Genomic DNA, 11,940 nt, shown 5'->3' with positions numbered 1-11,940 from the left:
TTTCACGCGCATACATCCCCCCACGGGACTGTTCCGGGCGCGCTGACGAACCCGAGCGCACGTCACCGGACCCGGGCCCCCACCCGGTTCCGAACGCCCCCATCCAGCTCTCCGTGCTCGAGGCCATGAAGCTAGCGCACGAGCGGATGCCGTGTTCTCGATGTGTCATTTGTGGTCGTCCATCACATCTTGATCACTGGCTGGAATCCATCCCCCGGCCGGGCGCTGAAGCCAGCCTTCAGCCCGTCCGATCTCGGCGGCCGCCCGCCGCAGCGCGTCCACCCCCGGATGGACCAGCCCCTTTCGCCACACGAGCGACACAGGCGACAACGGGACCGGATCGACCAGCGGCCGCGACACGCTTCCAGGTATGGCCGGAAATCCCACTACCGCGAGGATGGGATACCGGTCCTTGGCCATGACTCGCTGGAACTCCTCCTCCCCGACGGCCAGCGGCAGCGGCGGCGCGACCGCGGTGCCGTGTCCCTCGAAGAGGCGAAAGGCCAGGTCAGTCCATTCCAGGGTGCGTTCGTTCCCGGCGCCGGCGTACACCGTCTCGCCCGCGAGCGCGGCCAGCGGCACCGCGTCCAGGGCCGCGAGCCGGTGATCGGAGGGGAGAATTACGGCCATGGGTTCGAACCGCACGGGCTGGTGTTCGAGTCCGGAGCGCAGCGCCGGGTCCAGTCCCGCGAACCGTCCGAAGGACGCGTCGAGCCGCCCCGCGAGGAGTTCGGCCGCCGCTCCGGTGAGCCCGCTCTCGTAGCGGGCCATCAGCTCGCAGTCGGGGGCGAGTTCGCGGGCCCGGTACAGGACGCGGCGGGCGGTCTCCAGGCCCGGGGAGTTGAGGTCCACCAGCAGCGGCCGGGCCTGCCCGAACGCGGCGAGCAGCGCGTCCTGGGCGGCCAGCACCCGGCGGGCGTACGGCAGCAGCCGGGTGCCGTCGGCCGTGAGACTGACCTGCCGCGTGCTGCGGAGGAACAGCTCGACGCCCAACTCCCGCTCCAGCCGCCGTACATCACGGCTGAGCGCCTGCTGGGCGACGTACAGCCGGGCGGCGGCGCGGGTGAAGTGCAGTTCCTCGGCGACGGTCACGAAGACGCGCAGCAGGCGGGGGTCGATGTGGGCGGGCGAGGCAGGCGCTGACATCACGCGAACTTACAACACAGGTGCGTGAATCGGCGCCGAGCAGGTGTTGGACCCCTTGATCGTCCCGGGGCGACGGTGGTGTCCATGCCGCAACCGACCCAGCCGAGCCCCCACGAGCCCGTCCACGGCGCCCACACCGTCCACACCGTCACCGCCGACTCCCTCGTCATCGTCGACTTCAGCCCCCGGTTCGACGGCCACTCCAGCCCCCGTCCCGGTCCCCGCTCCCGCCGCCACCCACCCGGCCCCTACCGCCGCCTCTTCGCCCTCCCCGGCACCCGGGCCTTCACCGCCGGGAACCTGCTGGCCCGGCTCCCCATGGGCATGTTCAGCGTCAGCGCGGTCGTGATGATCGCCGGGTCGCGCGGCTCGTACGCCCTCGCCGGTGCCGTCACGGCGACCGGCCTCGCCGCCACCGGTCTCGCCGGGCCCTGGATCGCACGGCTCGTCGACCGGTACGGGCAGGCCCGGGTCGCCGTACCCGCGACCGTCACCGCCGTGCTCGGCAGCCTCGCCCTGCTGCTCTGCGTCCGCTACGGCGCCCCGGACTGGACCCTGTTCGCCGCCTACGCGGCCACCGCCACCACCCCCAACCTCGGCGGCATGTCCCGGGCCCGCTGGGCGCACCTGCTGCGCGGCGACCCGGGCGCCCTGCACACCGCGAACTCCTTCGAACAGGCCGCCGACGAGTTGTGCTTCATGCTCGGGCCGGTCCTCGCCTCCTTCCTGACCGGCACGTTCTTCCCGGAGGCCGGCACGCTGGTCGGTGCGGTGCTGCTGCTCACCGGCGCGCTGCTGTTCGCCGCCCAGCGGGCCACCGAGCCACCGCCCCGGACCGGGTCGGCGACCGCACGGACACCGCTGCGCATCGGCCCCCTCCTGGTCTGCTTCGTCGCGACAGGAGCGGTGTTCGGCTCGATGGAGGTCGTCACCATCGCCTACGCCGACGCCCAGGGCCACCGCTCGGCTGCCGGTGCCGTGCTCGCCCTCCAGGCCGCCGGCTCCTGCGCGGCGGGCCTGCTGTACGGGGCGCTCCGGCCGACCGGACCGGCCGAACGCAGGCTCACGCTCTGCCTGTTGTCGATGGCGGCCCTGATGTCCCTGCCGCTGCTCGCCGCGCGCGCGTTCGACAGCCTCTGGGCCCTGGCCCCGGCCCTGCTCGCGGCCGGCATGGCGACCGCCCCGACCATGGTGACCGCGATGACCCTGGTCCAGGACCGGGCCCCCGCGGACCGTCTCAACGAGGGGATGAGCCTGGTCGTCACCGCCCTGCTGACCGGCATCGCCTGCGGCTCCGCGCTGGGCGGCTGGGCGGCGGACCACGTCCCACCGACGGCCGCCTTCGTCACCCCGGCCGCGGCGGCCGTCGCAGCCCTGGCCGTCAACGCAGCCAGTCGAATCGCTTCGCCCAATTCCCGCCGCACCCATTGACGCCCTCACAGCCCGCACCTACCGTCCTCCGTCGAAGCGCTTCGACGTCCACCATCGAACCGATTCGACGCGGGACGAGCACCATCCATCCGACTCCCCCGGAGGCATTGGATGTTGACGGCACGAAGGCGAACCACGACCGCGGCGGCGATTCTCGCCGGATCGCTGCTGCTCACCTCCTGCGGCGGCTCGGGCGGCAGCACGTCCGACGCGAAGACGCTGCGGCTGTGGCACTACGAGGCCCCGAACAGCGCGATGGGCATCGCCTGGAACGAGGCGATCAAGGAGTTCGAGGCGTCCCACCCGGGCGTGAAGGTGAAGTACGAGGAGAAGAGCTTCGAGCAGATCCAGAAGACCGCGCAGATGGTCCTCAACTCCTCCGACGCCCCCGACCTGATGGAGTACAACAAGGGGAACGCGACGGCGGGACTCCTCTCCAAGCAGGGACTGCTCACCGATCTGACCGCCGAGGCGGCCAAGCGCGGCTGGGACAAGAAGCTCAGCTCGGGTGTGCGCACCACCAGCCAGTACGACGCGGACGGCGTGATGGGCTCCGGTAAGTGGTACGGAGTGCCCAACTATGCCGAGTACACGATGGTCTACTACAACAAGGACCTGTTCAGGAAGTACGGGATCGCCGAGCCGAAGACGTTCGACGACCTGACGGCGGCCATGGGCACCTTCGTCGAGCACAAGGTCGCCCCGCTGGCCAACGCGGGCTCCGAGTATCCGGCGCAGCAGTACCTGTACCAGCTGGCGCTGTCGAAGGCCGACCGCTCGTGGGTCGACGCCTACGAGCTGTACAAAGGCAAGGTCGACTTCCATGACACCGCCTGGACATACGCGGCCACCACCTTCGCCGACTGGGTGAAGAAGGGGTATATCGCGAAGACGTCGTCCGGTACGACCGCCGAGCAGGCCGGGGTCTCCTTCATCCAGGGCAAGTCGCCGATCCTGTTCTCCGGCAGCTGGTGGTACGGCCGCTTCCAGTCGGAGGCCAAGTTCGACTGGGGCAGCTTCCTGTGGCCCGGCTCGAACCTCACCCTCGGCTCCGGCGGCAACCTCTGGGTCGTACCGAAGAACTCCAAGAACAAGGATCTCGCCTACGACTTCATCGACATCACCATGTCGAAGAAGATCCAGAACCTGCTCGGCAACAAGGGCGGAGTCCCGGTCGCCGCCGACGCGAGCGCCATCACCGACCCCAAGTCGAAGCAACTCATCGCCAATTTCAACACCGTCAGCAAGCGCGACGGCCTCGCCTTCTACCCCGACTGGCCGGTCGCCGGCTTCTACGACACCCTCGTCTCCGAGACCCAGAAACTGATCACCGGCAGCGAGAAACCGGACGCCTACCTGAGCAACCTCCAGACGGCGTACGACAAGGGCTCGAAGTGACGGTGACCTTCGAAGGGCGGCGCGCCACGGACCACGCGCGCCGCCCCCGCCCCGCAGCCCACCCCCGCCGCCCGCGCGACTCCTACGCCCTCTTCCTCCTCCCCGGCGCCCTCGCCTTCCTCGCGGTCGTCGTCGTCCCGTTCCTGATGAACACGGGCGTGAGCTTCACCGACTGGCAGGGCGTGGGCAGTCCGAAGTGGTCCGGGCTCGCCAACTACCGTGAGCTACTGCACGATGCCGAGTTCTGGGCTTCCTTCCGGCACAGCCTCTTCATGGTCGTCGCCATGGCAGTGCTCCCGACGGCGCTCGGACTGGTCCTGGCCGCCGCCCTGTTCGACTACGTCGGCAAGCACTTCGGCACCCGGATCGCGGCCGTCCTGCGCGCCTGCTTCTACCTCCCGCAGGTGCTGCCGGTCGCGGTGGCCGGCATCGTCTGGAGCTGGATCCTGGCCCCGGACAACGGCACCCTCAACGCGCTCCTCAAGGCCATCGGCCTGAGTGGATGGCAGCAGGACTGGCTCGGCGACCCCGATCTCGCCCTCTACACCGTGATGGGCGTGCTGGTCTGGGTGCAGATCGGCTTTCCACTGGTCGTCTTCATGGCCGGGCTCGGGCGCGTCGACCCGCAGTTGTACGAGGCGGCCGAGCTGGACGGCGCCGGCTGGTGGCGCCGCTTCTGGCACATCACGCTGCCGCAGATCCGGCCCGAGGTGTACGTCGTCCTGACCTGGTGCACGATCGCCGCGCTGAAGGTCTTCGGCGCGGTGTACGTCCTGACCAAGGGCGGCCCGGGCGGCGCCACCGACGTGCCCTCCTACTTCTCCTTCACCACGTTCTTCGAGAAGACCCAGGTCGGCTACGGCTCGGCGATCTCCACGGTCCTCACGGTGATCATCCTGACCCTGTCCCTGACCGGCCTGAAGCTGCAGAACCGCGCGGAGGACGGAGATCTCTGAATGACCGCTCTACGCCGTTACCCCGTCCTCCTCGCCCTCTGCCTCGCCGCCCTCTTCATGGTCGTCCCGTTCCTGATCGTGGCGGTCAACGCGGTGAAGTCCCCGGCGGAGTACTCCCGGAACGGCCCGCTGAGCCTCCCCCACGGTCTCTACCTGGACGGCCTCAAGGACTTCTGGCAGCGCGTCGACTACACGCAGAAACTCGTCAACTCCACCCTCATCAGCGGCTCGGTCGCCCTGCTCGCGACCGCCCTCTCCGTCCTGAACGCCTATGCGATCGGCATCGGCCGGATCCGGGGCCGCACGTGGGTGCTGGCCTTCTTCGTCCTCGCCAACCTGCTGCCGCAGGAGGCGCTGGTCTACCCGCTCTACTACCTGAGCAAGGAGGCGGGCCTCTACGACACCCGGCTCAGCGTGATCATCGTGTTCACGGTGATCCAGTCGGCGTTCGGGACGTACCTCCTCTCCGCCGTCCTCGGCCAGTTCCCGCGCGAGATCGTCGAGGCGGCCCGGATCGACGGCGCGAACAAGTGGCAGATCCTGGTCCGGATCGTCGTCCCGGTCAGCCGCCCGACCCTCGGCGTGCTCCTGGTCTTCTTCTTCATCTGGACCTGGAACGAGTTCCTGCTCCCGCTGGTCATGCTCGTCTCGAACGACAACCAGACAGTGTCCGTCGCCCTCGGCGTCCTCCAGGGCCAGCGCCTGATGGACGCCACGATGACCAACGCGGCCGCGCTGCTCGGCGTGCTCCCGGCCATCGTCTTCTTCCTCGTCTTCCAGCGGACGCTCACCCGGGGGATCGCCGTGGGAGCCGTCAAATAGGAGGTTCGTGCGTGAAGTTCACCGACGGCTACTGGCTGCTGCGCGACGGCGTCACCGCGGCCCACCCGGTCGAGGTCCTCGACGTCACGGCCACGGAAGGCGCCCTGGAGATCCACGCGCCGACCCAGCCCATCCGCCACCGCGGAGACCTGCTGAAGGGACCGGTCCTGACGATCAGCGCGCACACCCCGATGCCCGACGTCATCGGCGTCACCTTCACCCACTTCGAGGGCGAGCGGCCACGCGGCCCGCAGTTCGAGCTGCATCGGTCCGACTTCGCGTCACAGGTGTCGTACGACGACGAGTACGCGACCCTGACCTCCGGCTCGCTGACGCTGCGGCTGAGCCGTACCGCCCCCTGGCGGCTCGACTTCCTCTCCGGCGGCCGCACCCTCACCTCCAGCGGCCCCAAGGGCATGGGCATCATGCGGGACGCCGCCACGGGCGCCCACTACCTGCGGGAACAGCTGGGCCTCGGGGTCGGCACGTCCGTCTACGGCCTCGGCGAGCGCTTCGGCCCGCTGGTCAAGAACGGCCAGGTCGTCGACATCTGGAACGCCGACGGCGGCACGGCCACCGAACAGGCCTACAAGAACACACCCTTCTATCTGACCGACGCGGGCTACGGCGTCTTCGTCGACCACCCGGGGAAGGTCTCCTTCGAGGTCGGTTCGGAGGCGGTGTCCCGGGTCCAGTTCAGCGTGGAGTCACAGCAGTTGACGTACTACGTCATCCACGGCCCGACCCCGAAGGACATCCTGCGCAAGTACACGGCCCTGACCGGCCGCCCGGCGCTCCCGCCCGCCTGGTCCTTCGGGCTGTGGCTCTCCACCTCCTTCACGACGTCGTACGACGAGAAGACGGTCACGTCCTTCATCGAGGGCATGCGGGAGCGCGAACTCCCGCTCTCCGTCTTCCACTTCGACTGCTTCTGGATGCGGGAGTTCAACTGGTGCGACTTCCGGTGGGATCCGCGGGTGTTCCCGGATCCGGAGGGGATGCTGGGGCGGCTGCACGAGCGCGGGCTGCGGGTGTGCGTCTGGATCAATCCCTACATCGCGCAGCGGTCGCCGCTGTTCGCCGAGGGGAAGGAGCTGGGGCACCTGCTGCGACGACCGGACGGGAGCGTGTGGCAGTGGGATCTGTGGCAGCCGGGGATGGCGCTGGTGGACTTCACGTCGGCGGCGGCCCGGGACTGGTACGCGGGCAAGCTGGAGGCCCTGCTGGCGCAGGGTGTCGACTGCTTCAAGACCGACTTCGGGGAGCGGGTACCGGTGGACGTGGCCTGGTCCGACGGCTCGGACCCGGAGCGGATGCACAACTACTACACCTACCTCTACAACCGGACCGTCTTCGAGGTGCTGCGCAAGCACCGGGGCGAGGGCGAGGCGGTCGTCTTCGCGCGGTCGGCGACGGCCGGGAGCCAGAAGTTCCCCGTGCACTGGGGCGGCGACTGCGAGGCGACGTACGAGTCGATGGCCGAGTCGCTGCGCGGCGGGCTCTCGCTGGGCCTGTCCGGCTTCGGGTTCTGGAGCCACGACATCGGCGGCTTCGAGGGCACTCCGACGCCGGCGCTGTTCAAGCGGTGGGTGGCCTTCGGGCTGCTGTCCTCGCACAGCAGGCTGCACGGGTCGTCGTCGTACCGGGTGCCGTGGCTGTTCGACGAGGAGTCGGTGGACGTGCTGCGGCACTTCACGCGGCTGAAGCTGAGCCTGATGCCGTACCTGTACGAGGCCGCGCGCACCGCCTCGGCGGAGGGGGTGCCGGTGATGCGGGCGATGGTGCTGGAGTTCCCGGACGATCCGGGGTGTGCGCATCTGGAGCGGCAGTACATGCTGGGAGCGGATCTGCTGGTGGCGCCGGTCTTCGACGACGAGGGGTATGTGACATATTACTGTCCGCGAGGCACCTGGACTCATTTCCTTACCGGCCGGACGGTCACCGGCCCCGGCTGGGTCCGCGAGCACCACGACTTCCGCAGCGTCCCGCTCCTGGTCCGTCCCGGCGCGGTGATCCCGGTCGGCGCGGTGGCCGACCGCCCCGACTACGACCACGCCGACGGGGTGACCCTGCGGGCCTTCGGCCTGGACCGCGGCTCCCAGGTCACGGTCCCGGTCGGGGACGTCACCTTCACCGTCGTATGCGAAGGGGGCACCCTGCGGGCCTCCTGCAGCGCCCCGGCGGCACCCTGGAATCTGGCGGCCGGGGAGCGGACGGCGCGGGCGGCGGCCGGCTCCGGGTTTCTCTCGCTGGAGCTGGTGTGATGGTGAAGATCACCGACGTGGCCCGGCACGCCGGGGTCTCCCCCAGCACGGTGTCCTACGCGCTCAGCGGCAAACGCCCGATCTCCGACGAGACCCGGCGCCGTATCGAGGCGTCCATCCGCGAGCTGGGCTACCGCCCGCACGCCGGCGCCCGCGCCCTTGCCAGCAGCCGCTCCAACGTCGTCGCCCTGGTCATCCCGCTGCGCACCGGCATCCACGTCCCGGTCGTCATGCAGTTCGCGGTGTCGGTGGTGACGACGGCCCGGCGCCACGACCACGACGTGCTGCTTCTGACCCAGGAGGAGGGCGAGGAGGGGCTGCACCGGGTCGCCGACACGGCACTGGTCGACGCCCTGATCGTGATGGACGTCCAGCTCCACGACCCCCGGCTGCCGCTGCTGCGCGCGCTGGAACGGCCGTCGGTACTGATCGGCTTCCCCGCCTCTCCCGAGGGCCTGACCTGCGTCGACCTGGACTTCCGGGCGGCCGGTGAGCTGTGCGTGGAGCGGCTGGCGGGGCTGGGGCATCGGGTGGTCGCGCTGGTCGGCTCGCCGCCTGAGGTGTACGTGCGGGAGACGGCGTTCGCCCAGCGCGTCGTCCAGGGCTTCACGGCCGCCGCCGACCGCAACGTCATGGCGTCCTCCGTCCACCCGTGCGAGGCGACGCCGGCGGCGGCGCGCCGGGTCGCGGAGCAACTGCTGCGGGAGCAGCCAGCGTTGACGGGGGTCGTCGTCCACAACGAGGCGATCCTGGAGCCCCTCATCGAGGCCTTCGAACAGCTCGGCCTCCGTGTCCCCACCGACCTGTCGCTCACCGCGATCTGCCCGGACGAACTGGCGGCGGGGCTCCGCGTCCCGGTGACCTCGGTCGCCCTGCCGGCCGCGGAACTCGGGGAGCGGGCGGCGGAGTTGCTGATGCGCAAGCTCGACGGCGACCCGGACGTCCCCGAGGCGACGCTGCTGCCGCCCCGGCTGACGGATCGCGCGAGCACGGCACCCCGGCCGGCGTGACGGTCACCGACCGGGTGCCGGGTGAACGTATGCGACGGGTCGGGGACCGGCACGGCGGCGTGTGTCGCCCCGTTCCCGGCCCCCGGCCCCCTGGGTTGCTCGGCTAGTCGCCGGTCACCAGATGGCGTACCTCGGACACCACGAACTCGCCGTAGTGCAGGGCCGACCCCAGTTCCTCCAGCCGCGCGTAGTGCTCCGGCGAGAGCGCTGCGTCGCGTCCGGTGCCGGCTTGCGCCATCGCCCGCAGCAACAGCCGGAAGGCGAGGTCAGGGGTGCAGTGACGGGCGCACTCGGCCAGGTCGCGCCGGACCGGGTCCGGCACGAACCGGGCCTCTGCGATCTCGGCGAGCACCGCGTCCGCCAGCTCCTCGCCGTCGCCCACGCCAGGGACGGTGGACGTGTGAACGCCGTCCCCCGCGTTCCTGGCCAGCCAGGCGTCGCACAGCGCGATGAGCGTCTCCACCCACTGAGCCCCCGATGTGACACCGGTGGGCCCTCCGGAGAAGAAGGCCGGTCCCGTCGCCGTCCCGGCCTGCCACAGCGCCTCGATCGTCGCCGAGGGAAGGCGCCGCAGCAACCGTGCGTCGTGCCGGACCGCGAGAACGGCATCCGGGGCCAGCTCGTCCCACAAGTGGTACTCGGCCGCCGCGACGGCCGTGGGCCCGTTGTGCGACCAGTCCTCGTGGAACTGGCTCATCAGCCATGTCACGCCGAAGTCGAACTCGTCTGTTCCGTGCACCTGTCGTCGCCTCCTGGATCGGGAACCAGGCCGGGAACGCCGTGGGCACCTGGACCCTGGGGTTGCCGGTCCCCTTGCCAGGTGACCGACGTGAGTGTGCGCAGGCCTCCGTGTGCCACACCCTTGTAGGTCACTCTCCGGGCGGGGCCGGCCTCGTGGGCGACTCGTCTCGCCAGCTCCGCCCCTTCGCGGAACAGCCGCTGCCATTCGTCTTCGTACCTGGCCTCGTCCCGGTCCCTCAGATACAGGTTCAGGGTGGTGTCGATGGCCTTGGCCCAGGTGTACAGATCCGCGACGAGGTGGTCGGACAGGGCCAGTCCGGCGGCGGGATCGTCGGGGAAGAAGTCCCCAAAGTCGTCGGCCCGCAGCGGACCGTACTGGTACTCGCCCTCGACCGTGAGGTCGAGCGGGTGCGGCGGTGTGCCGTGTTCGTCGCGGTCGTCCCAGTGCAGGCGGTCGCAGCCCCAGCACAGCCACTTCGCCGTCCGGTGCCGCTCGTCCCAATAGCGCACGGACCACGCCGGTCCGAGCCGCCCGGCCAGGCGCTGGGCGGTCTCCAGCCCTCGCTTGACGTGCTTGCGCAGGTCGGAGCGGGAGGCGAAGCCCCCCGACCGGCGGCACAGCGACCAGGAGCGCAGATCGTCCGCCAGCTCCGCCGGGAGGGCCAGCCGGTCGTCGTCCACCGGGACGGTGCGGGTGAAGGCGCCCAGGTCGTCATGGGCCGCAGGATCTTCCGGCTCGTACAGCGGAGACGGCTCGCCCCGCGCCTGCACGAGCAGGCTCCGTGGTCCTTCGGACGTCATGCGATGTTCGCTCCGATCACGTATCCGTTGTCGCCCCACGTGGCTCGCGCCCCGGCTGTCGGAGCACGCGAGGACGACCACGCCCATGGGAGTCGGCACTGGCAAGCGTCCGGAGCCGTCCCGGGCGGTGCTGTGGTCACCGGGAATCAGTCGGTGTCCGTGGCAGTGAGGACTGCGATCTCCTGCCCGCCTGGTCGCAAGGCGGCCACAGCGAGGTCCCAGGCCACTTGGTAGAACCAATCCGATGAGGGGTCGGCGATGAACCAGTGTGCCTGTTCGACCAGCATGGCCGTGTGACTGATCGGCGCGTCCGGGGCGGCGCCGACCAGGCCGCCAAAGGAGCGCCAGGCAGCGAGCCGCCCATACGCACCGAACATGCCGTTGCCGTAGGCGGGGCTGCGCACCGCCGTGGTGAGCAGCACCTGCAGCACCCTGTCGGAGGTGGCCGGGTACAGCCGGGGCCTGTTCTCTCCCGTCGGCCATGCTGTGAGTGGCAGCCGCTCGAAGACGGCTGCGAAGTCGTCCGGTGAGACAGGGGACGCGGACCAGAACTCCTGCGCGGCGACCATGCCGTTGGACTCCTCAAGCCAGTGCCGCACCGCAGCGCTCATGGCCTCGGCCACCTCCGGAACGGTGGTGTCTGCCGGATCGACCGCGACACTGCGCCGGCGCATCTCCGGCGAGACACGGAGTTCGGGTCGGTCGCTGTGCTTCGCCACCGTTGCCGGGGGCAAGGCCCACGTCCAGTCGTGCGGAGCGTGCGTCGGCCTGAGCAGCGCACGCTCCGTCGGCAGCAGGTGGAGCGGCAGGGGTGCAAGCGGATGCTCCTCCGTCACGAGCGCTTCGCCGAAGGACCGCAGAAGGGGGTACTCCGGGACTGCGACGCCTTCGAGTACCAGCTCCTGCAGCAGGCAGGCTTTGAACTCGTCCGACGCCGCAGTGCCGAGCTGCTCGCCGTAGACGACCGGGACGATGTCCGCAGGCCGATGCCCCAGGGCCACCATCTGGGCCAGACGTCGCTCGGCCCTGGTCTGTGCCGACTCTCCGGCCTGCAGGCTGCTTGGCAGGCACATCAAAACGCGCAGGCTCTGCTGCCCCGCCGTTGTGGCAAGAGCGGTCTGCAACCGGTCGAGCAGGAAGGCGTGTTCAGATGAATCCTCGCCTTCATGAGCGGCCCGCCGGGCGAGCTCCGCGCCGAGCAGCGTCGCCCACTCGAAGTCTCCGGACGAAACCCTGTGCTGGATCTCTTCACCAAGTGCGGACGCAGCTGAGAAGCCACGGTCCAGCAGTTCTTTGATCCGTTGAGTCATGTCGCTGTGCATGGTGGAATCTCTTTGCCTCACGCTCGTCAAGTTGGGATTCGGCCGACGC

The 11,940-nt window shown here is 70.0% G+C and carries 10 protein-coding genes; 6 read left to right on the top strand and 4 right to left on the bottom strand.

Features of this window, described 5'->3' with window-relative positions; genetic code table 11:
• Positions 1–165 precede the first annotated feature (165 nt).
• Positions 166–1,146, bottom strand: coding sequence for a LysR family transcriptional regulator (locus ACZ7OO_RS31110; protein WP_471509839.1), 981 nt, complete (start codon positions 1,144–1,146; stop codon positions 166–168).
• Positions 1,147–1,230: 84 nt separating this feature from the next.
• On the opposite strand from ACZ7OO_RS31110, the gene ACZ7OO_RS31105 reads away from it, so the two are divergent.
• The 6 genes from ACZ7OO_RS31105 (at position 1,231) to ACZ7OO_RS31080 (ending at position 9,027) form a co-directional block, all read left to right on the top strand.
• Positions 1,231–2,577: an MFS transporter gene (locus tag ACZ7OO_RS31105; RefSeq protein WP_471509837.1), complete on the top strand. Its 1,347-nt coding sequence runs from the start codon at positions 1,231–1,233 to the stop codon at positions 2,575–2,577.
• Positions 2,578–2,688: 111 nt separating this feature from the next.
• Complete coding sequence (locus ACZ7OO_RS31100) at positions 2,689–3,975, top strand: ABC transporter substrate-binding protein (protein WP_471509835.1); 1,287 nt, start codon at positions 2,689–2,691, stop codon at positions 3,973–3,975.
• A complete protein-coding gene (locus tag ACZ7OO_RS31095) occupies positions 3,972–4,931 on the top strand; it encodes a carbohydrate ABC transporter permease (RefSeq protein ID WP_471509833.1) in 960 nt (319 codons plus the stop codon). The genes ACZ7OO_RS31100 and ACZ7OO_RS31095 overlap by 4 nt, the downstream gene beginning before the upstream one ends.
• Positions 4,932–5,753 (top strand): carbohydrate ABC transporter permease, encoded by an 822-nt coding sequence (locus ACZ7OO_RS31090; protein ID WP_471509831.1) that lies wholly within the window; start codon positions 4,932–4,934, stop codon positions 5,751–5,753.
• 11 nt (positions 5,754–5,764) lie between these two features.
• On the top strand, positions 5,765–8,017 hold the full coding sequence (gene yicI / locus ACZ7OO_RS31085; RefSeq protein WP_471509829.1) for an alpha-xylosidase: 2,253 nt from the start codon (positions 5,765–5,767) through the stop codon (positions 8,015–8,017).
• Positions 8,017–9,027, top strand: a complete 1,011-nt coding sequence (locus ACZ7OO_RS31080) for a LacI family DNA-binding transcriptional regulator (RefSeq protein ID WP_471509827.1) — start codon at positions 8,017–8,019, stop codon at positions 9,025–9,027. The genes yicI and ACZ7OO_RS31080 overlap by 1 nt, the downstream gene beginning before the upstream one ends.
• A gap of 103 nt (positions 9,028–9,130) precedes the next feature.
• Here the strand turns inward: ACZ7OO_RS31080 and ACZ7OO_RS31075 are convergent, their stop codons facing one another.
• The 3 genes from ACZ7OO_RS31075 to ACZ7OO_RS31065 all read right to left on the bottom strand — a co-directional run bounded on the left by ACZ7OO_RS31075 (position 9,131) and on the right by ACZ7OO_RS31065 (position 11,891).
• The gene (locus tag ACZ7OO_RS31075) at positions 9,131–9,766 is read right to left on the bottom strand and encodes a hypothetical protein (protein ID WP_471509825.1); all 636 of its coding nucleotides are present in this window, start codon (positions 9,764–9,766) and stop codon (positions 9,131–9,133) included.
• Positions 9,733–10,569, bottom strand: coding sequence for a hypothetical protein (locus tag ACZ7OO_RS31070; protein ID WP_471509823.1), 837 nt, complete (start codon positions 10,567–10,569; stop codon positions 9,733–9,735). Before ACZ7OO_RS31070 ends, ACZ7OO_RS31075 begins: the two co-directional genes overlap by 34 nt.
• Positions 10,570–10,715: 146 nt before the next feature.
• Positions 10,716–11,891, bottom strand: a complete 1,176-nt coding sequence (locus tag ACZ7OO_RS31065) for a DUF6183 family protein (RefSeq protein ID WP_471509821.1) — start codon at positions 11,889–11,891, stop codon at positions 10,716–10,718.
• Positions 11,892–11,940: the final 49 nt, after the last annotated feature.

This window comes from Streptomyces sp. NPDC111744 (genome assembly GCF_055634995.1).
Note: the sequence above shows the minus strand (reverse complement) of the source record. Positions and strands in the feature narration are given on the sequence as shown.